Annotated in this window: 20 protein-coding genes and 1 tRNA gene; 9 read left to right on the forward strand and 12 right to left on the reverse strand. The window is 65.4% G+C overall.

The annotated features are described in order from the left end of the window. Positions 1–68: 68 nt before the first annotated feature. On the reverse strand, positions 69–830 hold the full coding sequence (locus tag AC1DBN_RS11590) for an isoprenyl transferase (protein ID WP_045730107.1): 762 nt from the start codon (positions 828–830) through the stop codon (positions 69–71). A gap of 251 nt (positions 831–1,081) precedes the next feature. Here AC1DBN_RS11590 and trhA point away from each other — a divergent pair, with 251 nt between their 5' ends. Further along, the gene (gene trhA, locus AC1DBN_RS11595; RefSeq protein ID WP_091723891.1) at positions 1,082–1,723 is read left to right on the forward strand and encodes a PAQR family membrane homeostasis protein TrhA; all 642 of its coding nucleotides are present in this window, start codon (positions 1,082–1,084) and stop codon (positions 1,721–1,723) included. A gap of 33 nt (positions 1,724–1,756) precedes the next feature. Here trhA and AC1DBN_RS11600 read toward each other — a convergent pair whose 3' ends face one another. Both AC1DBN_RS11600 and mca read right to left on the reverse strand, forming a co-directional pair. After that, positions 1,757–2,092 (reverse strand): hypothetical protein, encoded by a 336-nt coding sequence (locus AC1DBN_RS11600; protein WP_477723243.1) that lies wholly within the window; start codon positions 2,090–2,092, stop codon positions 1,757–1,759. Between the two features lie 97 nt (positions 2,093–2,189). Then, entirely contained in the window at positions 2,190–3,095 is a 906-nt protein-coding gene (mca, locus tag AC1DBN_RS11605; RefSeq protein WP_091718964.1) for a mycothiol conjugate amidase Mca, read from the reverse strand. A gap of 126 nt (positions 3,096–3,221) precedes the next feature. On the opposite strand from mca, the gene AC1DBN_RS11610 reads away from it, so the two are divergent. After that, positions 3,222–3,698 carry a DUF4307 domain-containing protein gene (locus tag AC1DBN_RS11610; RefSeq protein ID WP_091718963.1) on the forward strand — a complete coding sequence of 159 codons (477 nt, stop codon included), beginning with the start codon at positions 3,222–3,224 and terminating at the stop codon, positions 3,696–3,698. A gap of 143 nt (positions 3,699–3,841) precedes the next feature. After that, positions 3,842–4,336 carry a transcription elongation factor GreA gene (gene greA, locus AC1DBN_RS11615; protein ID WP_091718961.1) on the forward strand — a complete coding sequence of 165 codons (495 nt, stop codon included), beginning with the start codon at positions 3,842–3,844 and terminating at the stop codon, positions 4,334–4,336. A 76-nt stretch (positions 4,337–4,412) separates the two neighbouring features. Here the strand turns inward: greA and AC1DBN_RS11620 are convergent, their stop codons facing one another. From AC1DBN_RS11620 to AC1DBN_RS11635, 4 genes are read right to left on the reverse strand one after another with little or no spacing between them, the layout of a single operon-like run. Then, a complete protein-coding gene (locus AC1DBN_RS11620) occupies positions 4,413–5,036 on the reverse strand; it encodes a rhomboid family intramembrane serine protease (RefSeq protein WP_091723889.1) in 624 nt (207 codons plus the stop codon). A gap of 20 nt (positions 5,037–5,056) precedes the next feature. Continuing rightward, positions 5,057–6,295: a threonine ammonia-lyase gene (gene ilvA, locus AC1DBN_RS11625; RefSeq protein ID WP_477723244.1), complete on the reverse strand. Its 1,239-nt coding sequence runs from the start codon at positions 6,293–6,295 to the stop codon at positions 5,057–5,059. Between the two features lie 3 nt (positions 6,296–6,298). Then, entirely contained in the window at positions 6,299–7,624 is a 1,326-nt protein-coding gene (locus AC1DBN_RS11630) for an AI-2E family transporter (protein ID WP_091718959.1), read from the reverse strand. Between the two features lie 9 nt (positions 7,625–7,633). Then, positions 7,634–8,593: an aldose 1-epimerase family protein gene (locus tag AC1DBN_RS11635; RefSeq protein ID WP_477723245.1), complete on the reverse strand. Its 960-nt coding sequence runs from the start codon at positions 8,591–8,593 to the stop codon at positions 7,634–7,636. Positions 8,594–8,693: 100 nt separating this feature from the next. Here AC1DBN_RS11635 and galT point away from each other — a divergent pair, with 100 nt between their 5' ends. Both galT and galK read left to right on the forward strand, forming a co-directional pair. Beyond that, positions 8,694–9,842 carry a galactose-1-phosphate uridylyltransferase gene (gene galT, locus AC1DBN_RS11640; protein ID WP_314215286.1) on the forward strand — a complete coding sequence of 383 codons (1,149 nt, stop codon included), beginning with the start codon at positions 8,694–8,696 and terminating at the stop codon, positions 9,840–9,842. After that, positions 9,839–11,026, forward strand: coding sequence for a galactokinase (gene galK / locus AC1DBN_RS11645; RefSeq protein WP_477723246.1), 1,188 nt, complete (start codon positions 9,839–9,841; stop codon positions 11,024–11,026). Before galT ends, galK begins: the two co-directional genes overlap by 4 nt. 111 nt (positions 11,027–11,137) lie before the next feature. On the opposite strand, the gene AC1DBN_RS11650 is transcribed toward galK, so the two are convergent. Next, positions 11,138–12,037: a Bax inhibitor-1/YccA family membrane protein gene (locus AC1DBN_RS11650; protein ID WP_314215284.1), complete on the reverse strand. Its 900-nt coding sequence runs from the start codon at positions 12,035–12,037 to the stop codon at positions 11,138–11,140. Between the two features lie 448 nt (positions 12,038–12,485). Between AC1DBN_RS11650 and AC1DBN_RS11655 the strand changes: the two genes are divergently transcribed. Genes AC1DBN_RS11655 through AC1DBN_RS11670 form a run of 4 tightly spaced genes read left to right on the forward strand, consistent with a single transcriptional unit; the run spans position 12,486 to position 16,629 of the window. Continuing rightward, positions 12,486–13,781: a branched-chain amino acid ABC transporter permease gene (locus AC1DBN_RS11655; protein WP_477723247.1), complete on the forward strand. Its 1,296-nt coding sequence runs from the start codon at positions 12,486–12,488 to the stop codon at positions 13,779–13,781. Between the two features lie 9 nt (positions 13,782–13,790). Then, positions 13,791–14,759 (forward strand): branched-chain amino acid ABC transporter permease, encoded by a 969-nt coding sequence (locus AC1DBN_RS11660; protein ID WP_015936444.1) that lies wholly within the window; start codon positions 13,791–13,793, stop codon positions 14,757–14,759. Positions 14,760–14,761: 2 nt separating this feature from the next. Continuing rightward, a complete protein-coding gene (locus AC1DBN_RS11665; protein WP_477723265.1) occupies positions 14,762–15,859 on the forward strand; it encodes an ABC transporter ATP-binding protein in 1,098 nt (365 codons plus the stop codon). Then, positions 15,856–16,629, forward strand: a complete 774-nt coding sequence (locus tag AC1DBN_RS11670) for an ABC transporter ATP-binding protein (protein WP_015936442.1) — start codon at positions 15,856–15,858, stop codon at positions 16,627–16,629. Before AC1DBN_RS11665 ends, AC1DBN_RS11670 begins: the two co-directional genes overlap by 4 nt. Positions 16,630–16,694: 65 nt before the next feature. On the opposite strand, the gene AC1DBN_RS11675 is transcribed toward AC1DBN_RS11670, so the two are convergent. The 4 genes from AC1DBN_RS11675 to AC1DBN_RS11690 form a co-directional block, all read right to left on the reverse strand. Continuing rightward, positions 16,695–18,050, reverse strand: a complete 1,356-nt coding sequence (locus AC1DBN_RS11675) for an ABC transporter substrate-binding protein (protein WP_477723248.1) — start codon at positions 18,048–18,050, stop codon at positions 16,695–16,697. Positions 18,051–18,270: 220 nt separating this feature from the next. Next, positions 18,271–18,344, reverse strand: a tRNA-Leu gene (locus tag AC1DBN_RS11680). 20 nt (positions 18,345–18,364) lie between these two features. Beyond that, positions 18,365–19,309: an N-acetyltransferase gene (locus tag AC1DBN_RS11685; RefSeq protein ID WP_477723249.1), complete on the reverse strand. Its 945-nt coding sequence runs from the start codon at positions 19,307–19,309 to the stop codon at positions 18,365–18,367. 100 nt (positions 19,310–19,409) lie between these two features. Continuing rightward, a complete protein-coding gene (locus AC1DBN_RS11690; protein WP_477723250.1) occupies positions 19,410–20,870 on the reverse strand; it encodes an NAD(P)/FAD-dependent oxidoreductase in 1,461 nt (486 codons plus the stop codon). Positions 20,871–20,924: the final 54 nt, after the last annotated feature.

Consider the following 20,924-nt stretch of genomic DNA (forward strand, 5'->3'; position numbering starts at 1 on the left):
GGCATTTCCGCAACCATTACGCGGCGATTCCTGTTGCGGTGTTGTGAACTCCAGGTGAACCGGGAGTGTCAGGAGCCGTAGCGCCGTTGCCGGCCCGCGTAGTCACGCAGTGCCCGCAGGAAGTCGACCTTGCGGAACGCCGGCCAGAGGGCCTCGCAGAAATAGAACTCGCTGTAGGCGCTCTGCCACATGAGGAAGCCGGAGAGCCGCTGCTCGCCGGAGGTGCGGATGACCAGGTCCGGGTCGGGCTGGCCGCGGGTGTAGAGGTACCGCGAGATGTCATCCACGCTGAGTTCATCGGCAAGCTGGTTGATGTCGGCACCCTTGGCCACGGCGTCGTGCAGAAGTTCACGGACTGCATCCACGATTTCGCGGCGGCCGCCGTATCCCACGGCCACGTTGACATGGATCTTTTCATGGACAGGCGTCCGTGCCGTCAGTTTGTTCAGGCGCTCGGCAAGGTAACCGGGAAGCAGTTCCGGCGCCCCCATGGCATGGACGGAAATGTTCTCGTCCTCGTCCAGCCGGTCCAGGGTGTTGGCGATGATGCCCATGAGGAGGTCCAGTTCCTCACTGGATCTGTTCATGTTGTCCGTGGACAGCATATACAGCGTCACCACTTTGACGCCGAGCTCCTGGCACCAGCCCAGGAACTCATGGATCTTATCCGCGCCCGCTTGGTGGCCCTGGCTTGTGGGTGCATTGAACTGCTTGGCCCAGCGGCGGTTCCCGTCCACCATCACACCGATGTGCCGCGGGATGCGGTCCCGGGAAAGGTCCTTGAGCAGCCGCCGCTCGTAATAGCCGTAGAGGAACCCGGGCAACTCCACGCGTCCACTCACCTGACTTCCTCGCTGTTCGTACTTGCACATCCTAGGCTACCGCCCGGGCGGCGCATGCCGGTCGAAGGGGCTCCGGCGCGGGGTCGCAAACACCCAGTTACCGATGAGTAACTTACCGGAACGTAGGTTATTCTGGACTCATGAACAGCGACTCTTCCGAGGCTCCGCGCACGCCGCAACCGGAGGATGAAAAGCCCGCTCCGCCAGGAAACTCTCCGGTTGACGATGCCGCCGTCAGGCTGGCTGAGCTGCTGATGATCAAACCGAAGTGGCGCGGCTGGATCCACACCGTGGCGGCCCCGTTTGCCTTGGCCGCGGGTATCGTCCTGGTGGTCCTGGCGCCCACAGCCGACCGCAAAATCACCTCGGCCATCTATGCCGCCACCGGCGTGCTGCTGTTTGGCGTCAGCGCCGTGTACCACCGCGGCAACTGGTCACCGGTGGTGAAGCGGGTTTTAAAGCGGCTGGACCACACCAACATCATGTTGGTCATTGCCGGCAGCTACACGCCGCTGGCCTGGACCCTGCTGGAACGGCAGCAGGCCGTCCTCCTGCTCTGGATCATCTGGTCCGGCGCCATCCTGGGGGTGTTGTTTCGGCTCCTGTGGACTGATGCACCGCGCTGGCTGTACGTGCCCATTTACATTGCGCTGGGATGCGGCGCGCTGTTCTACTTGCCGCAGTTTTTCCAGGCGAGCCTTCCAGCAGCTGTCCTCATCTGCGTGGGCGGCGCGCTCTATATCGCCGGGGCCGTGTTCTACGCGCTGAAGAAGCCGAACTTCAGCTACAACCATTTCGGCTTCCACGAGCTCTTCCACGCGTTCACGGTCTTTGCGTTCGCCGCCCATTTCACGGCCATCGCCATAGCCGTCCTGGGCTGACGGCAACGCCCGCCAGGGTCCGAGGGGAAGCGCCTACTCCCGCGGCAGGGAGTTGCCCTGGCTGAAGCCGTTTCCGTTGGGGTCCCGGGCTTCCTGCGGAGCCGTAGCATCCTCGCGGGCTTCCTCCGCCACAATGTCCGCTTCGGCAGCAGCTGCGATGCGCTCCTCCTCGACCTGCGCCCGGTACCGGACGCGCCGGATCCGGCGGACCATGTCCACGATGAGCAGCGCCGTGGCCACTACGAAGAATGCAGTCATGATAAAGCCCAGCAAGCCGGGCGTTACCTGGTCCTCCGTGATCCCGTCGCGCAGGGTTGGAGTGGGCATCGGCGTGGGGGTGGTGGCCAGGCTGAGGAGCAAGTTTTGCACGTGTAATACCTTCAAGGGATCGGGTTGCAGCCGGACATATGTCGCGCCCGAAGCGCCGGAGGCTAACTTCTACGCGGCATAGAAATCGCTGCCGTTTCTATCTTAGCCCGGCAAACAGGTCCGTCTCGGGCAGCTCGGAGGAGACCCGGGACTTGATCAGGGAGTAGTCCTCCCATGGCCAGGTTCGCCGCTGCATGTCCGCTGACACGGCGAAGAAGAACCCCAGGGGGTCCACCTGCGTGCGGTGGGCCCGGAGGGCGTCGTCGCGCACCTCGAAAAAGTCTCCGCAATCCACCTGGGTGGTGGTGGCATGTGTCGCGGGCGGCGGCGTGTGCCCCTCGGCGTCGGACTCCAGCCACGCTGCGAGGCGTTCCGCATACGGCGACTGCAGCCCGGCTTCCTCGAGCGCGAAATGCAGCGCGCGGAAGCGTTCCGGGCTGAAGGCACGGTCGTAGTACAGCTTGCCGGGTTCCCAGGGCTCCCCCGCTTCGGGGTACTTATTGGCGTCCCCTGCGGCATCGAACGCTTCCACTGCCACTTTGTGCGCCATGATGTGGTCCGGGTGGGGGTAGCCACCGTTCTCGTCATAGGAGAGGATGACGTGCGGTTTAAAGGACCGGACCAGCCGCACCAGGGGCGCCGCGGCATGGTGCAGCGGCAGCGTGGCGAAGGAACCAGCAGGAAGGGGCGGAAGGGGGTCGCCTTCGGGCAGCCCCGAGTCCACGAAACCAAGCCAGCGCTGCCGGATGCCAAGGATTTTTGCTGCCCGGTCCATCTCCAGTCGCCGGGCGCCTGCCATGTCCCGCTTGGGATGCGGCTCGCCTTCCACGGCGGGGTTCTGGATGTCCCCGCGCGATCCGTCGGTGCAGGTGGCCACCATGACCTCTACGCCGGCGGCAGCGTACATGGCCATCGTGGCAGCACCCTTGCTGGATTCGTCATCCGGGTGGGCATGCACTGCGAGCAGCCGAAGCGGTGCCGGGGAGGTGCTGGACGCTGTCATGGAAGGACGGCTCCTGATTCTTCTTGGTTTGTGGCGGTGCGGGGTTGTGGCGGTATGCGGGCGGACGGAAAACAGCGCCGTGGACGGTGCAATTGGCCACCACGGGATGGGCACTAAACTGGTCTGGTGACTTCCCCGGACCAGTCGGCCCCATCCGCGCCCGCAGACACTAGCCTAGCCAATCGATATGGTGGCCAAAAGCGCAGCCTGACGCCCGCCGTCAAGCGCGCCATCGCGGGCGGGGCCCTCGCCGTCGGTATCGGTTTCCTGGCATGGGTCTCCACGTCGAACTCGTTGTCCTCGGTGACCTTCAAGGACGTGGGTTACAGCACGCCGGATGCAACTGTGGCCGAGGTGGACTTCCAGGTGACCCGCGAGCCCGGCACTGCCGTCAAGTGCGCCGTGAAGGCCCTCGATTCCAAGTATGCGGTGGTTGGCTGGAAGGTGGTGGACATTCCCGCCGATGCTCCCGAGGGGTCAGAGGGAACGGCCGACGGCGGCAGGACGGTTTCCCAGCGGGTCACGGTCCGCACGGAGTCGCCGTCCGTGTCCGGCGTTGTGGACAGCTGCTGGGCCACGGACGGATCCGGCCAGAAGGTGTGATGTGGACCGCTTGCTCGTTGGGATAAATCCAGGGGTTTGACTACAATGGACCAATACCTTCACCCCGCTGAGCTGGTTGCTGTTCCACAAGTGGCCACCGTGGCGGGGTCTTTTGCATGTAGGACCATTTAGAGGAGAAGTCCGTGTCTACCACCAACAGCGCAGCTGCAGCCTGGCTTACCCAGGAAGCTTTTGACCGCCTGAAGGCAGAGCTGGACCACCTTTCCGGCCCCGGCCGGGCGGATATCGTCCAGAAGATCGAAGCAGCCCGGCAGGAGGGCGACCTCAAGGAAAACGGCGGATACCACGCTGCCAAGGAAGAGCAGGGCAAGATCGAGGCCCGCATCCGCCAGCTGACCGTGTTGCTTCGGGACGCCCACGTGGGTGAATCTCCCGCCGATGACGGCATTGTGGAGCCCGGCATGATCGTGGTGGCCCGGATTGCCGGGGACGAAGAGACCTTCCTGCTCGGATCCCGTGAAATTGCCGGCGATTCTGACCTGGACGTCTTCAGCGAGAAGTCCCCCCTGGGCTCTGCCATCCTGGGCCACAAGGAAGGCGAGACGCTGAGCTACGTTGCGCCCAACGGCAAGGACATCACGGTGGAAATCCTGTCCGCGAAGCCTTACGCGGCCTAGTTTTCCGTAGCTGCCAAAGCGCCTGCCGCCCCATGGGCGGCAGGCGCTTTGTTGTTTTCAGCTTGTATGGCGGCAGCTACAGGGGAATTGCGCGGTCCCGCTGCCGGTCGTCGCCCGAACGCGGGCGGAGGATCAGTGCGGCCACCACTCCCCCGGCGGCTCCGCCCAGGTGGGCCTGCCAGGAAACGAAGCCGGACACGATGGGCAGCATGCCGAACAGGATGCTGCCGTAGCCCATGAACAGGACCACGGCCAGGAGGATCTGTTTCCAGCTGCGGTTGAAGAAGCCGCGGACCAGGAGGAAGGCAAAGAGTCCGAAGACCAGGCCTGAGGACCCTACGGTGATCCCGCCGTCGCCGATCAGCCAGACGGTGATTCCCGATCCCAGCCAGCTGAGCCCGAGGGCAGTCAGGAAAACCCGGAGCCCGGAGAGAAACACCAGGAAGCCGAAGATGATCAGCGGCAGGCTGTTGGACAGCAGGTGGTTCAGGTTGGCATGCAGCAGCGGAAACGTGAAGATGTCCAGGAGCCCATCAGCGCTCCGGGGCCGCAGTCCGAACGTGCGCGTCAACGACCCCAGCGTCAGCGTGTTGAACAGCTCAATGACGAAGAGGAGTGCCACAAACCCGCCCAGGACGAGCAGCCCGCCCTTGGCGCGCGCCGCCGTCGTTTGCCGCTCCCGGAAGTCCCCGTTCCGCATGAGGCCAGCCACGCGTACTCCTAGTGCACCACGATGGGCTGGAATCCTTCGGCACGCAGCGCGCTGAGGACTTGCTCGCCGTGCTGGTGGCCCTTGGTCTCCAGGTTCACGGTGATGGAGACGTCGCCCATGCTGATGGAGCCACCCACGCGGGTGTGGTCCAGGCCGGTGACGTTGGCATCGTTTTCGGCGATGATCCTGGCGATGGTTGCCAGCGAGCCGGGACGGTCATCGAGCATCATGCGGACCGTCATGTAGCGTCCGGCTGCGGAAAGGCCGCGCTGGATCACCTTGAGCATCAGCATGGGATCGATATTGCCGCCGGACAGTACGACGGCGGTGGTCCCGGGGTTTTCGATCTTGCCGTCCATGAGGGCTGCTACGCCGACGGCACCGGCGGGCTCCACCACCATTTTTGCGCGTTCCAGCAGGAAGATCAGCGCGCGGGCCAGCGAATCCTCACTGACCGTCACAACGTCGTCCACGAGTTCGCGGATGATGCTGAACGGCAGCTGCCCTGGCCGGCCCACGGCGATGCCGTCAGCCATGGTGGACACCTTCTTCAGCGGCACCAGGGCGTCGGCTGCGAGGGAGGGAGGGTAGGCCGCGGCGTTTTCCGCCTGCACTCCGATGATGCGGATGTCCCGGCCGAGTTCCTTGGCCCGGGCCTTGATGGCCACGGCGACCCCTGCCAGGAGACCGCCGCCGCCAACGCCCATCAGGACGGTGTCCACTGTGGGGATCTGCTCGAGGATCTCCAGGCCAACAGTGCCCTGGCCTGCCACCACATCAACGTTGTCGAAGGGGTGGACGAAGACCGTCCCCGTTTCGTTGCTGTACCGCTGGGCTTCGGCCAATGCCTCGTCCACGTTGTGGCCGTGCAGGATCACTTCGGCACCGTGGCTGCGGGTGGCTGCGAGCTTCGGCAGCGCGACACCGAGGGGCATGTAGATGCGGGCCTTTATTCCCAGGCTTTTCGCTGCCACGGCAACGCCCTGTGCGTGGTTGCCTGCGGACGCTGCCACGACACCGCGTCTCTTTTCTTCGGGTGACAGGCGGGCCATGCGGACATAGGCGCCGCGGACCTTGAAGGATCCTGCGCGCTGGAGGTTCTCGCATTTGAAGTAGACCTCGCCGCCCACCTGCGCGCCCAGCGCACGGGACGATTCCACCGGAGTGCGCGCAATAATCCCGTCAAGCAGCTTCTGCGCCTCAAGGACATCGTCCAGCGTGACGGGAAGGGTTTGCAGGATGTTCACGTACTACTCTCCTCTTGGTTCGTCCCCGGCGCCCCGCTGGGATGCGGAGTGGGCACCGCGGTGTTCAGCTGTGGTGCCGTCAGACGTGTCGCGTTCGCCGCCAAAGTCCTTGGGCGGCTCAACGTCTTCAATGGTGTTGTCCCCGCCAGCCGGAGCTGTCAGGGGCCTCCCGGCAATCACCGGCACCTGTTCATGTTCCCATGTTCTGGCGGCGATGTAGCGAATGGCCGAGTTTGCTACGGCCAGGATGGGTACCGAAAACAGTGCACCCGGGATGCCGGCAAGGTAGGAACCGGCGGCAACGCTGAGGATGACGGCTACCGGGTGGAGCGAAACGGCCTTGCCCATGACCAGCGGCTGCAGGATGTGGCCTTCGAGCTGCTGGACCGCAAGCACGATGGCGAGCATGATCAGCGCATTCACGGGGCCGTTGGCAACCAGTGCCAGCAGGACGGCAATCACGCCGGTCACCAGGGCACCCACCACCGGGATGAATGAACCCAGGAACACCAGCACGCCCAGGGGAAGGGCCAGGGGTACACCGATGATCGCGGCGCCCACGCCGATGCCGATCGCATCCACAGCTGCAACGAACATCTGGATGCGCGCGTAGCTGACCATGGAGGCCCAGCCCTTGCGTCCGGCGCCGAAGGCGGCGGCCCGCGCCCGTCGCGGAAGCAGCCGAACCAGGAACGCCCAGATCCGGTCTCCCTCCAGCAGGAAGAAAATGAGGATGAACAGGGCGAGGAGCAATCCGGCGGCAAAGTGTCCGGCGGTACTGCCAAAGGAGAGGGCGCCGCTGAGGATGCTGCTGCTGTTGTTCTGCAGTGCGTCGCTGGCCTCCTTGACGTACTGGTCGATCTGGGCCGCCGTCAGGTGCAGCGGCCCGTCGGAGAGCCACGTCTGGACCTGCCGCACGCCTTCGAGCGCCTGCTGCCACAATTCGCCGAAGCCGATCACCAGCTGCCGGCCGACCAGGGCCAGCGCACCGGAGATCACTGCGATAAAGCCAAGGACAGTGGCGGCGACGGCAAGGCCGGCGGGCAGCCCGCGCCGCTTCAGCCAGGCCGTGACCGGGCTCAGCAGCCCCGCGAGGAGCGCCGCCACCATGACCGGGATGATGAGGAAGGTGATGTGGCTCAGGAGCCAGATCAGCGTGCCGGCCATCAGGAGGATGAGGCCCAGGCGCCAGGACCAGGATGCGGCAATCCGCACACCGTACGGGATGTCCCGGTCCAGCTCACGGTCCGTCAGGACCCGGAGGGGTGCCGCCGTGGCGGGGGCTGGAGATGGCCTGGACTGGGTAGCGTCGTCCGCATTGGGCGTCATAAGGAAACTCTAACCGCCCGTGGCGGCGTGGTAGTCGATTCCCCACTCCATGGCGAACGACTCCCCCGGCTCGAGCCAGCGCAGGCCGTCACCGGAGTTGAAGGCGTTGGCCGGACCGGTCATCGGCTCTACGGCGAGCGCGCGGCTCCGGCCGGGGTAGACCGTGCTGACGAAGACGTGGACGTACTGGCAGGATTCGTCCTGCCAGAGGCTTACGCTGCGGCCGTCCGGACCGGCAAGCACATGGCGGGCCTTTCCATCCTCATACCCGAGGCCGGTGAGTGCGACGTCGACGCTGAGGCCGCCTATGGTGCGGCCGGCGCGGAAGTCGGTGTCGCCGTCGACGGGCGCGGAACTGCGGGGTATCAGCCGTTCATCGGCGATGAGCTGGGTGTCGGCCTGGACGGTCAGTACCAGCTCCTCGGCCGGGGTGTCTCCCAGCCGCAGGTAGGGGTGCGCGCCGAGGACGAACGGTGCAGCTGCTGCAGAATGGTTGGTCAGGCTCTGGCGGACCGTGAGCCCCAGGTCTGCGGCCAGCTCGTACCGTACGCGGTGGCGCACCAGGAACGGGTACCCGTGCTGCGGAAAGACCGTGGCTTCCAGGGACACGGAGTAGGGCGACTCGTCCACCAGGGTGTAACCCACATTCCTGAGCAGGCCGTGGCTGGCGTTGTTCCGGGATACCTCGGTGATGTCCAGCTGCTGCTTTTTGCCGTCAAGGACCCAGACGCCGTCCTCCACCCTGTTGGCCCAGGGCGCCAGGGTGATTCCTGCGCCGCCGGGCGGGATGACGTCGTCGCCGTAGGTTTCGGTCAGGAGCACGCCGCCCCGGCTGTAAGAGCGGAGACCGGCGGCGAGCTCGGTAATGACGGCCACGGCGTCGCCGCGGCGAAGTTCGTACTGGCGACCTGAGGCAAAGGCGCGCAGGTGCGGACTGGTGGGTGCGTCCTGGGACGAAGACTGGGTCATGCGCCTTACCGTACCGCGGCGCCAGCAGTCGCGCAGAACAGTGAATGTTGTTTTTTGTTCTTAACTATTCTTTTTTGGTTGAACATGCGAAAATATTTTCATGATAGCGATCACCAGCACCAGACTCTCCGACGGCCGGGAGCTGATCTATTTCGATGACCCGGGCACCAATGCGGCACGGGCAACGGGGGCCACCGACCAGCGGGGCCTGCCGCCCCGGGGCGAGCCCGGTGAGGTCCGCTTCGATGCGCTCACCGACGAATGGGTGGCAGTGGCAGCGCACCGACAGGCCCGCACCCACCTTCCGCCTGCGGACCAGTGCCCCATCTGCCCCACAACACCCAACAACCCGTCCGAGATCCCCGCCGCCGACTATGACGTGGTGGTCTTCGAGAACCGATTCCCGTCCCTCGGCCCGGCACTTGGTCCGGTTCCGGAAAACGCTGCATGGGGAACCAAGGGCCCGGCCTACGGCCGCTGCGAGGTGGTGTCCTTCACGCCCGAGCACACGGGCTCCTTCAGCACCCTCAGCGAAACCCGCTCCCGGACGGTGATTGAGGCCTGGGCCCAGCGCACGGAAGCTCTCAGCTCACTGGCGGGCATCAAGCAGGTCTTTCCGTTCGAGAACCGCGGTGCGGATATTGGCGTCACCCTCCACCACCCGCACGGCCAGATCTACGCCTACCCCTACGTCACTCCCCGGGCAGGCGTGCTGGGTTCGGCCGCACGGCGCTATTACGACAAGCACGATGGCCGCGAAACCCTGACCGGCTCCCTCCTCAAGGCAGAACGGCAGGACGGCAGCCGGATGGTCATGGAAGGCGAGAACTTCAGCGCCTACGTCCCCTTCGCCGCCCGCTGGCCGCTTGAAATCCACCTGGTCCCCCATCGCCACGTTCCGGACCTGGCGGCCTTGAACGGGGAGGAGAAGGACGAGCTAGCGCACGTCTACCTGGACCTGCTGAAGCGCCTGGATGCCCTGTACCCCACTCCCACCCCGTACATCTCTGCCTGGCACCAGGCACCGCTGGAGCCCGAACTCCGCGCCTCCGGCTACCTCCACCTTCAGCTGACCTCACCCCGGCGCGCTGCGGATAAGCTGAAATACCTTGCCGGATCCGAGGCAGCCATGGGTGCCTTCATCAACGACACCACCCCGGAAAGTGTGGCCGAGCGGCTGCGCGCAGCGGTTCCGGCACCTGCCACCGCGGCCGCCGAGGCCGCTCCGTCCCAAGGAGTTCCCGCTTGAGCGCCGCACCCCACCCCACCGCCGATTCAGCCGCCCCGGGCACACAGGACCTGGCTGCCCGCTTTACCCGCGAGTTCGGCGCCGCCCCCGCAGGCGTCTGGCAGGCACCCGGCAGGGTCAACCTGATCGGTGAGCACACTGACTACAACGAGGGCTTCGTGCTGCCGTTCGCCATCGACCGGACTGCCCGGGTAGCGGTGGGCATCCGCCAGGATTCCACCGTGAGGCTGCTGTCAACGTACGGCGACCAGGGCATGGTTTCCACCACGCTCGACGCCCTGGAGCCGGGCTCCGCCAAGGGCTGGACCAAGTATCCCCTCGGCGTGATGTGGGCCCTCCGCGAGCGCGGCATTGACGTTCCCGGAATCGACCTGCTGCTGGACTCGGATGTTCCGCTCGGAGCAGGCCTGTCCTCGTCGCACGCGATCGAGTGCGCGGTGGTCACCGCCCTCAACGAGCTCACCGGCGCAGGCCTGGCAGCGGAGGACATGGTCCTGGCCACGCAGCGCGCCGAGAACGACTTCGTAGGGGCTCCCACCGGCATCATGGACCAGTCCGCCTCCCTTCGCGGCGCCAAGGGCCACGCGGTCTTCCTGGATTGCCGTGACCAGAACGCCACCCTGGTGCCGTTCGAAACGGAACCCGCGGGGCTGATCCTGCTGGTCATCGACACCAAGGTCTCGCACTCGCACGCCGACGGCGGGTACGCCTCGCGCCGCGCATCCTGCGAACTCGGCGCCGAGGTCATGGGCGTCAAGGCGCTGCGCGACGTCCAGGTGGGTGACCTTGAGGAAGCCAGCGGGCTGCTGGACGAAGTAACGTTCCGCCGCGTGCGCCACGTCGTCACGGAGAACGACCGCGTGCTCCAAACGGTCGAACGCCTGGCCGCCGAAGGGCCCGCCGCTATCGGCACCCTGCTGGATGCCAGCCACGCATCCATGCGGGACGACTTTGAAATCTCCTGTCCGGAGCTTGACCTGGCCGTGGACACCTCGCGCGCCAGCGGAGCCATCGGGGCGCGGATGACCGGAGGCGGTTTCGGGGGTGCGGCGATCGCCCTGACCCCCGTCGCTTCCGAAGAGAAGGTGCGTGCCGCCGTCGTCAGCGCTTTCGCTGAGGCTGGCTATGCCGCACCGGACATCTTCACTGTCTCCCCCGCGGCCGGCGCCATGCGGGTTGCCTAGCAACCTGCACGGCCAGCCAGACAACGGTTCGTCCTTAAACAGAACAGGCCCACCGCAAGGTGGGCCTGTTCTGTTTAAGGATTCGGACGACGGCGGGTGCCGCCGCCGGCGCTAGTCGTCGCCGCGGAGGATTGCCAGCAGGCGGATGATTTCCACGTAGAGCCAGACCAGAGTGACCGTCAGGCCGAAGGCCGCGGTCCAGGAGAAGCGCTGCGGGGCGCCGCTGCGGACGCCGGCTTCAATGCTGGTGAAGTCCATGATCAGCGAGAAGGCGGCGAGGCCGATGGCGAGCAGGCCGATAACAACGCCGATCACGCCGCTGCGCAGGCCGAAGGGCTCCTGGGTGACGCCGGTCAGCATCATGACCAGGTTGACCACTGAGAACAGGGCGTAACCGCCAAGGGCGATCATGAAGAAGCGCATGGCCTTGGGGGTGGCGCGGACCTTGCCGCTCTTGAACAGCAGCAAGGTGACGGCAAACACGGAGAGTGTGCCCACCACTGCCTGCAGTCCGACGCCCGGGTACTGGGTATCGAGGATGCGGGTCAGGCCGCCAAGGAAGAGTCCCTCAAGGCCGGCGTAGGCCAGGATCAGCGCAGGGGAAGGCTGCTTCTTGAACGTGTTGACGAGGGCCAGGACGAAGCCGCCGAGGGCGCCGACGATCATGAGCAGCGACGCGAGCCCCAGGCCGACGGTCAGGGTGACTGCCGCGCCGAGGATGAGAACGCCGAGGCAGGCCGCCGTTTTGACGATCACGTCATCGAAAGTCATCCGGCCGGTATCCGCCGGGCCGGCCGACGGCTGGTTGTACATGTCCTGGAGCTGGTTGTCCGTCATGCCCTGCGGCTGGGCGTTCCAGGTCTGCTGGCCGTAGGGTGCCTGGGCGTACGGCTGCTGGCCGTAAGCCTGCTGACCGTAGGGGGCGCCGCCATAGGCCTGCGGGGCAGGCGGTGCCTGGGTGGCTCCACGGAAGCTCTTTCCGTTGAAGATCGGGTTTCCGCCAAGTGCCATTGCGGGATTCCTCCATGCTGGGTGTGTGATGGATCTTAAGGTTTACGCTACCAATTCCCACGTAGCCGGCTCCCCTAAAGTTCCCGCCGGCCTTCCTTGCAATACAACCGTGACCTGCCGGTGGAGAGGCCGCGTCCCTGGAGACACCGCTACTCAACAAAGGTTGTTTCCCACGATCCGCGCCATATCGCAGCCGCAGGCCCCGCAGTTGTTATCCGATCGCTACCAATATGGCCTGGACCACGGCATTCACCGGTTCTGATGCGCTGTAGCATAAGCCAAGCAGGGTGACGGAACTCACACTTGTGGGTGTCGGGCGTCATGGCATTTTTCCCAACCCTGCGACCGTTCGCAGCGGCTGCAATGGCGCGGCCTAGACCGCCCCCAAGTGGAGGTTATCAATTTGAGAAGTACACCCCAAGGCCAGCGGGCCGGAAGGCGCCTCGGTTTGCTGAGACTGTTGGGAGCCATCGGCGCTTCCATCTTCGCAATCCTCCTGGTGGCCGGACCGGCGAGCCAGGCCGCTTCCCCGTCACCGACACCATCCCCGTCGAATCAGACCTTCCAGAACAACATCAGCGGGTTCCTCCGTGATGACACCCGCGCACCCCTGGCGGACGTGACCATCACGGCGAAGAAGGGCGATTTCACCGGCACTGCCAAGTCATCGGCCAACGGCGCCTGGAACATCGGCGTGCCGGAGCAAGGCACCTACACGGTGGAACTGGATGAATCCACGCTTCCCGAGGGCATCAAGCTGGCCGACGGCCAGGACAATCCCCGCGACGTGACATTCAGCCAGACCTCCAACCTCTCGGTGATCTTCGCGTTCGGCAAAGGCATCGTGGTGCAGCAGCAGGACTTCGGCCAGAACCTGCTCAACCGGCTGGTGGCGGGCCTGAGCTTCGGTCTGCTCCTCGCCCTGGCATCGGTTGGCCTGTCCCTGATCTTCGGCACCACCGGCCTCACCAACTTCGCCCACGGCGAGATGGTGACCCTTGGCGCGGTCCTCGTCTTCGGCTTCAACGCCATCGGGCTTCCGTTCTGGCTGTCCCTGATCCTGTCATTGGCGGGCGGCGGCCTGTTCGGTTATGCCCAGGACCGCGGGCTCTGGCGGCCACTGCGCCGCCGCGGCACGGGCCTGGTCCCCATGATGATCGTCAGCATCGGCCTGGCCCTCGCGGTCCGCTACGTGATCCAGTTCTACTTCGGGGGCGCCACCCAGCAGCTGCCCTACGCCCAAAGCCCCGAGGTCCAGATTGGCCCGGTTTCCATCTCGCCGAACAACCTGTGGTCCCTGGGCATCAGCGCGGTGGTCATCGCACTGATCGGTATCGTGCTGCTGAAAACCAGGCTGGGCAAGGCCACCCGCGCAGTGGCGGACAACCCCGCTCTGGCTGCCGCGTCCGGCATTGACGTGGACGCCGTCATCCGGCTGGTGTGGATCACCGGCGGCATGCTCGCATCACTGGGCGGCATCCTCTGGGCCTACTACCGCCCGGGCGTCACCTTCGACATGGGCTCGGCCATCCTGCTGCTCATCTTCGCCGGTGTGACCCTCGGCGGCCTGGGAACCGTCTTCGGCGCCCTGATCGGTTCCATCATCGTCGGCATCTTCGTGGAGCTGACCACCGTGTTCGGCCTCGCCGCCGACCTCAAGTACGTGGGGGCTTTGTTCATCATGATCGTTGTCCTCTTGTTCCGGCCGCAGGGCATCCTGGGCCGCCGCGAGCGCGTGGGTTAGGAAACAGACATGGATTTTGGCTTCATTCTTTCCAGCGCCGCCGGCGAAATCTTCAGCCCCACCACGGCCGCCTACGCCATGGCTGCCCTCGGGCTCGCTGTCCACTTCGGCTATTCGGGCCTGCTGAACTTCGGCCAGGCGGGCTTCATGGCCGTGGGCGCGTACGGGTTCGCGATCTCCACCCTCACCTTCGGCGTCCCGTTCTTCGTGGGGTTGCTCATCGCCATTGCGGCCTCCGCAGTCTTTGCACTGCTGCTCGGCATCCCCACCCTCCGGCTCCGGGCGGACTACCTGGCCATCGTGACCATCGCCGCCGCGGAAATCGTGCGCTACATCGTTACCACCAACCAGCTCACTGCGGTCACCGGCTCCGCCAACGGCCTCGCGGCATTTGAAGGCAGCTTTTACGCCATGAACCCGTTCCCCGAGGGCTCATACTTCGGCATGAACAACCGCGACTTCTTCATCCGCGTGGTGGGCTGGGCCCTGGTGGCCATCTGCTGCACCCTTGTGTGGCTGCTGATGCGCAGCCCGTGGGGCCGGGTGCTGAAGGGCATCCGCGAGGACGAGAACGCCGTCCGGTCCCTGGGCAAGAACGTCTATGCCTACAAGATGCAGGCGCTCGTCATCGGCGGCGTCCTCGGCGCCTTGGCGGGCATGATCTTTACCCTGCCCCGCGGTGCCGTGCAGCCTGCCAACTACGGCACGGAGCTGACGTTCTTCCTTTATACCTGCCTCCTGCTGGGCGGCCTGGGCACGGTCCTTGGCCCGGTCATCGGGGCCATGATCTTCTGGGTGGTCCTCTCCCTGACCCAGGGCATCCTCTACGGACTCATTGAGTCCGGTGCCGTTACGTGGCTGAACACCGTCCAGGCCGGTCAGCTGCGCTACATCCTGGTGGGCGTGGCCCTGATGCTGTTGATGATCTTTAGGCCGCAGGGCGTCTTCGGAAACAAGAAGGAGCTGGCGTTCGCGTGAGCATGCACAATGAAAATCCTGAAACGTCCGGTGCCGCGGCCCCGGACTACATGACCGACAGCCGCCCCATCGCAGCGGGTGAAACCGGGCCGGGCTGCAAGAAGCGGGATCCGATCGTGGTGGCGGAGAACGTCACCCGCAGCTTCGGCGGCATCAACGCCGTGGATGTGGACTACCTGGAGATCCCGCGGCACAAGATCACCGCACTGATCGGCCCCAACGGCGCCGGCAAAACCACCCTCTTCAACCTCTTGACCGGTTTCGATACCCCCAACACCGGGAAGTGGCAGTTTGAGGGCCACAGCCTCGCGGGAGTATCCCCCTACAAGGTGGCCCGCATGGGCATGGTCCGCACGTTCCAGCTCACCAAGGTGATGGGCAAGCTGACAGTCATGGAAAACATGCGGCTGGGAGCGTCCAACCAGCCCGGCGAAAGCCTCGCCAAGGCCCTGTTCAAGGGCATCTGGGGCGGCCGGGAAAAGGAGATCACGGCCCAGGCCGATGTCCTGCTGGAGAAGTTCAAACTCGACGCCAAAAAGGATGACTACGCCGCGTCGCTCTCCGGCGGTCAGCGCAAGCTCCTGGAGATGGCACGGTCCCTCATGGTGCGGCCCAAGCTGGTGATGCTCGACGAACCAATGGCCGGCGTCAACCCGGCTCTGACGCAGTCCCTGCTGGACCACATCAAGAACCTGAAGGCGGACGGCATGACCGTCCTGTTCGTTGAACACGACATGCACATGGTCCGGCACATCGCGGACTGGGTGGTGGTCATGGCAGAGGGCAAGGTTGTCGCCGAAGGCCCTCCCGGGGAGGTCATGAAAAACCCCGCCGTCATCGACGCCTACCTCGGCGCCCACCACGACGTCGACCTCGGAGACGCAGAGGGCATCAAGGAGCTCGCTGCCGAACTCGTGGCGGACGACGAATCCATCGTCGGCACCGATAACGCCGGGATCATCTCCCTGGACGTTGTTCGGGACGAGGCCGGCACGGCCAGCCCGGAGGAACCGTCGCCAGGTGACGGGCAACGCGGCAGGCGAGCGCACAGGGACGCCGAAACCGATGGGAACGACCGGACAGATAGGGACAGCCAATGAGCAGCACCAGCGCGGCACCGGCCGCCCAGCCCGTGGACGACGGCGAAGCAGTCGTCAAAGTCACCGACCTCGTGGCCGGATACATTCCGGGCGTCAACATCCTGAACGGCTGCAGCATTGAAGCCCGGAAGGGCGAGCTGATCGGCATCATCGGCCCCAACGGCGCCGGCAAGTCGACCCTCCTCAAGGCCATGTTTGGCTTGGTGAAGGTCCACTCCGGCACCGTGGTGGTCCGCGGCCAGGACATCACCGGGCTGAAGGCCAACAAGCTGGTGACCCGCGGCGTCGGCTTCGTCCCGCAGACCAACAATGTTTTTGCAGCCCTCACCATCGAAGAGAACCTCCAGATGGGCATGTTCCAGCGGCCCAAGGACTTTGCGCAGCGATTCGACTTTGTCACAGGGCTTTTTCCGGAACTCGGGAAGCGCCGCTCCCAGCGGGCCGGTTCCCTGTCCGGTGGCGAGCGCCAGATGGTGGCCATGGGCCGCGCGCTGATGATGGATCCCGCAGTCCTGCTGCTGGATGAGCCCTCAGCCGGGCTCTCCCCCGTCAAGCAGGATGAGACCTTCCTCCGCGTCCACGAAATCAACCGTGCCGGCGTCTCCGTGATCATGGTGGAACAGAACGCCCGCCGCTGCCTGCAGATCTGCGACCGCGGCTATGTTCTGGACCAGGGCCGGGACGCGTACACCGGTACCGGCCGGGAGCTGATGAAGGACCCCAAGGTGATCCAGCTGTACCTGGGCACCCTGGCGGACACCGTCGAGTAGCCCGGAGCCCAAACACAATGAAGCCCCCGTCCGGTGGACGGGGGCTTCTTTGTGCCTGTGAAGGGTTAGAGCTTGCCGAACTCTTCCTTGACTGCCGTGTACTTGTTGTCGTCCTGGTACTCGTAGATACCGATGTACGCCTCGGTGGGGTCACCGGCGTCGGAGAAGGTCACCGGACCGGACTGGCCGTCGTAGTCGATGTCCTTGCCCTCGCGGAGCAGGGTGACGCAGGCGGCGAAGGATGTGCACTTCTCGCCGCCCTCCGAAACTTCCTTCAGCTTCGCGGCAATGTCCGTACCCTTGGTGCTCTTGGCAGCTTCCGTGGCCAGGGCGATCAGGTTGACGGCGTCGTAGGACTCACCGGCGTAGCTGTAGTCCTTCAGGGCCGGGTCGATGGCGAGGAGCTTCTTCTTGAAGGCGTCCTGCGCGAACGTACCGGGGATGGTGCCCCGGGCGCCCTTCAGGGTGCCGGCCTGGAAGTCCTTGCTGTAGTCGGAGGTGTTGCCGTCCACCAGGAACATCTGGGTGGGCTTGACTCCCTTGCCGGTCATCAGCGGAACGATGCTCTTGGCCTGGTCGAAGGTGATCAGGGCGATGGCGTCCGGCTTGGCGGCAAGCACCTTGTCCACCTGGCTGCTGAACTGGCTGTCGCCTTCATTGAAGAGTTCCTCGGCAACAACCTGGCCGCCGGCCGCCTCAAAGGATTCCTTGATGTTCTTGGCCAGGCCGGTGCCGTAGGCATCGTTCAGGACCACCATGCCGACGGTCTGGGCGCCACATGTTGCCATGTAGTTGCCCAGGACCTTGCCTTGGAGGACATCGGACGGTGCGGTGCGCCAGTACAGGCCCTTGTCATCCCAGGTGGTGAAGTCCGGGGACGTGTTGGCCGGCGAGAACTGGATAACGCCAGCACCGGTGATCTGGTTGATGACCGTCTTGGACACGCCCGAGGACGCGGCGCCGATGACGGCGCTGACACCTTGGCCAAGCAAGGCGGAGGTGGACTGGGTGGCGATGTCCGTCTTGGTGTCACCGGAGTCGCGGTGGATCACTTCCACCGGCTTGCCCAGCACGCCGCCGGCGTCGTTGACTTCCTTGATGCCGAGGTTCACACCGGCGATTTCGGGCGGGCCGAGGAAGGCCAGGGAGCCGGTGGTGGGCAACAGCGAGCCGATCTTGAGCGGAGTCTCCGTGCTGCCGGTGGACGGCGGAACAGCTGCCGGCGCCGCGCTCTGCGTGGCTGCGGCACCCCCTCCTTTTTCAGGTGCGGGGCACGCGATGCCTCCGGCTGATGCGGAGGAAGCGGACTCGGACGTCGTGGGTGTGGACGAACCGCCGCACGCTGTCACCATGAAGGCGACGCCGATGCCAAGCGCTGTCAGCTTGGCAGCGCGGGTTCCCGCCTGGGGGAATAAAGTCATTTACGAGCTCCTCGATCTAAAGGTGCGAACGGCCTTTGACGCGAAAAATCAGGTGTTCCTGATTTAGCTTCAAGCTAATGCAAATCCCAGGCGAAGATAAGTGACTGAGGTCACATCCTTATAACAGTCGTTGCATATGCGAAATTAAACGACGGAAGCCGCCCGCAGTGCGGGCGGCTTCCTCCGATTCGGTGCCGTTTGGCGGGCATCCTCTGCTCCGTACCCCAGGTGGGACTCGAACCCACAACACGCGGATTTTAAGTCCGATGCCTCTGCCAATTGGGCTACTGGGGCGCCGGGTCAATGGTATCCCGTCAGAAGCGTTCGAACGGTTCGGCGTACCGGAACGTCCCGTGCACCCCGCCCGGCCACAGCGCCAGCGGCAGGAGCTGGAAGTGCCCGCCCCACGCCTCATCAGGCGGCAGCACACCGAAGGACGCCGCCGGGACGAATCCGAACCTTGGGTAGTACTCGGTGCTGCCGAGGAGCGCGATGCCGCTCTCCCCCGCAGCGTTGGCCCTGGCGATGGTCTCCGCCATCAACGCTGATCCGATGCCCTGGCGCTGGAGCCTGGGGGTCACGCTGATCGGTCCCAGTCCGAGCATCTCGTGGCTGCCTACCCAGCCCCGGGTGCTGATGACGTGGCCCACCACTTCGTCACCCAGCACAGCCACCACGCTGAGTTCCGGAAGGTATTCCTCGGCGTCGAACAGCGCCCGCAGGATCTTCACTTCGACGGGCTCCCCTTCTGCAGGAAGTCCGGTTGCCGGGGAGACGGCAAACGCCTCGGCGGTCAGGGCCAGGATGGCGTCCCGGTCCGCGGGGGTTTCGGTGCGCAGCTGCAGGCCGGGACGCGGCGCATCCCGGCTTTCGGTGGAAAGATCGGCCAACACCTGCAGGGTCCGCTGCGCGTCCGCCGCTGGGACCAGGAGGTGGTCGTGGTGAAAGCCGGCCAGGACGTTGCAGCTGATGCCGGCGTCCGTCAGGGCCCTCGCCACTGCGGCGGTGAGGCCTACGGCTTCCAGCGCCGAGTGGATCTCCAGCGTGATCCAGGCGGCCACGAAGTCGTAGGGAAGGCCCAGCCGGTCGGCCTCCGCGCGGGGCAGGACGACAGTCAGCCCTTCAGCCTCGCGGACGGCCGCCTCAACATGGCCCTCCAGGGGCCGGCCGTGGGGCCAGAGGACATAGACGTACTCGCCGTCGCGCTGGACGGGGTGCATCCCCGCCAACAGGGACTGGAGGTTCTTTTCGGCGGTCATGAGGCCAGTCTAGGAGGCGGGGCCGGCGGGGCCACACAACGCAAACGGCGGCTGCCCCCTTTCGGGGACAGCCGCCGTCGTGCTTGTGGCGCGAAGCCGGTTACTTGGCCTGGGCCGAGACCGGTTCCTTCGGCTCCACCACGGAGGCGCCGGCGGCCGGGGCCGCGGGAGCAGGGGCCACAGCGGGCTTGGGTGCCGGGGTAGCGGCAGCAACGAAGGCGCCGCGGGGGTTGTCCAGGTCCAGCAGCTGCGTGGTGTCGCGGCCGGCGAAGAAGGCGATGATCCAGTTCAGGACCACGCGGAACTTGCGCTCGAACGTGGGCATGGCCATGCCGTGGTAACCGCGGTGTGCCAGCCAGGCCAGCGGGCCCTTCAGGCCGATGCGGCCCAGCAGGTTGATGTTGGCAACGCCCTTCCATTCGCCGAAGCCGGCCACAGCACCAAGGTTCTTGTGCTTGTAGTCCTTCAGCGGCTTGTCCCAGCGGGATGCCCACAGGTTCTTCGCGAGGCGCTTGGCCTGGCGGAGAGCATGCTGGGCGTTGGGGACGCAGGTGCCGTCAGGCAGGCCCTTGCCGGTGAGGTCCGGAACGGCCGAGATGTCGCCGGCAGCCCAGGCGTTCTCGACGATGCCTTCGTCGCCGCCGATGCGCAGGTCCGGGAGGACGCGGACGCGCCCGCGGGGTTCCAGCGGGAAGTCGGTGGAGCGGACCATGGGGTTGGCCTGTACGCCGGCGGTCCACACGAGGGTATCGGCTTCGAATTCCTGCGCCGGGCTCTTGTCCGGGAGGTTGATGAGCTTCAGTGCGCCCTCAGCGCTGTCCAGCGAGGTGTTGAGCAGGACCTCGATGCCGCGGCTGCGAAGGTGCTCCACAACCCACTCGGCCTGCGGGGCCGTGACCTCGGGCATGATGCGGCCCATGGCTTCAACCAGGACGAAGCGGACTTCCTCCTGCTTGACCCGGGGGTTGTTGCGGACAGCGGCGCGGGCCATGTCCTCCATCTCGGTGATGCATTCGATGCCTGCGAAACCGCCGCCGACAACGACGAAGGTGAGGGCCTTGGCCCGCGCCGCAGGATCGGTCATGGTGGAGCCGAGCTCAATGCGCTCGAGGACCTTGTTGCGCAGCGCAACGGCTTCCTCAATGGTCTTCAGGCCGATGCCCTTGTCCGCGAGGCCCTTGATGGGGAACGTGCGGGTAATGGCGCCGGCCGCCAGGACTACGTCGAAGTAGGGAACCTCGAAGGTCTCCCCACCGTCGGACGGAGCCACAACCGCGGTGCGGTTGGCGTGGTCGATCGCGGTGACGCGGCCCTGGATCAGTTCGGACTGCTTGAGGTGCTTGCGGTGGGACACCACGGCATGGCGGGCCTCGATGTTGCCGCCTGCCACCTCGGGAAGGAACGGCTGGTAAGTCATGTAGGGCAGCGGATCAACGACGGTGACGATGCCACCTGCATTCGCGATCTTCTTCTGCAGTTTGAGTGCTACGTACAGGCCGACGTACCCGCCGCCGACGACGAGCACCCGGGGACGGTCCTGGAGCTGTGGGGTGGTTGCCATGCCTTCAAGGATAGCCCAGTTTGTGAAAATCTTCACTAACTGCGTCAGGTGCCC

The organism is Pseudarthrobacter sp. 10T415, from assembly GCF_056394175.1.

Excerpts from the sequence above, each read along its gene's own strand:
- AC1DBN_RS11665 (WP_477723265.1), top strand. The coding sequence starts at position 14,762 with ATGCACAATGAAAATCCTGAAACGTCCGGTGCCGCGGCCCCGGACTAC.
- AC1DBN_RS11650 (WP_314215284.1), bottom strand. The coding sequence starts at position 12,037 with ATGGCACTTGGCGGAAACCCGATCTTCAACGGAAAGAGCTTCCGTGGA.
- AC1DBN_RS11670 (WP_015936442.1), top strand. The coding sequence starts at position 15,856 with ATGAGCAGCACCAGCGCGGCACCGGCCGCCCAGCCCGTGGACGACGGC.
- AC1DBN_RS11690 (WP_477723250.1), bottom strand. The coding sequence starts at position 20,870 with ATGGCAACCACCCCACAGCTCCAGGACCGTCCCCGGGTGCTCGTCGTC.
- mca (WP_091718964.1), bottom strand. The coding sequence starts at position 3,095 with ATGACAGCGTCCAGCACCTCCCCGGCACCGCTTCGGCTGCTCGCAGTG.
- AC1DBN_RS11635 (WP_477723245.1), bottom strand. The coding sequence starts at position 8,593 with ATGACCCAGTCTTCGTCCCAGGACGCACCCACCAGTCCGCACCTGCGC.
- AC1DBN_RS11660 (WP_015936444.1), top strand. The coding sequence starts at position 13,791 with ATGGATTTTGGCTTCATTCTTTCCAGCGCCGCCGGCGAAATCTTCAGC.
- AC1DBN_RS11675 (WP_477723248.1), bottom strand. The coding sequence starts at position 18,050 with ATGACTTTATTCCCCCAGGCGGGAACCCGCGCTGCCAAGCTGACAGCG.
- AC1DBN_RS11685 (WP_477723249.1), bottom strand. The coding sequence starts at position 19,309 with ATGACCGCCGAAAAGAACCTCCAGTCCCTGTTGGCGGGGATGCACCCC.
- AC1DBN_RS11620 (WP_091723889.1), bottom strand. The coding sequence starts at position 5,036 with ATGCGGAACGGGGACTTCCGGGAGCGGCAAACGACGGCGGCGCGCGCC.
- galT (WP_314215286.1), top strand. The coding sequence starts at position 8,694 with ATGATAGCGATCACCAGCACCAGACTCTCCGACGGCCGGGAGCTGATC.
- AC1DBN_RS11630 (WP_091718959.1), bottom strand. The coding sequence starts at position 7,624 with ATGACGCCCAATGCGGACGACGCTACCCAGTCCAGGCCATCTCCAGCC.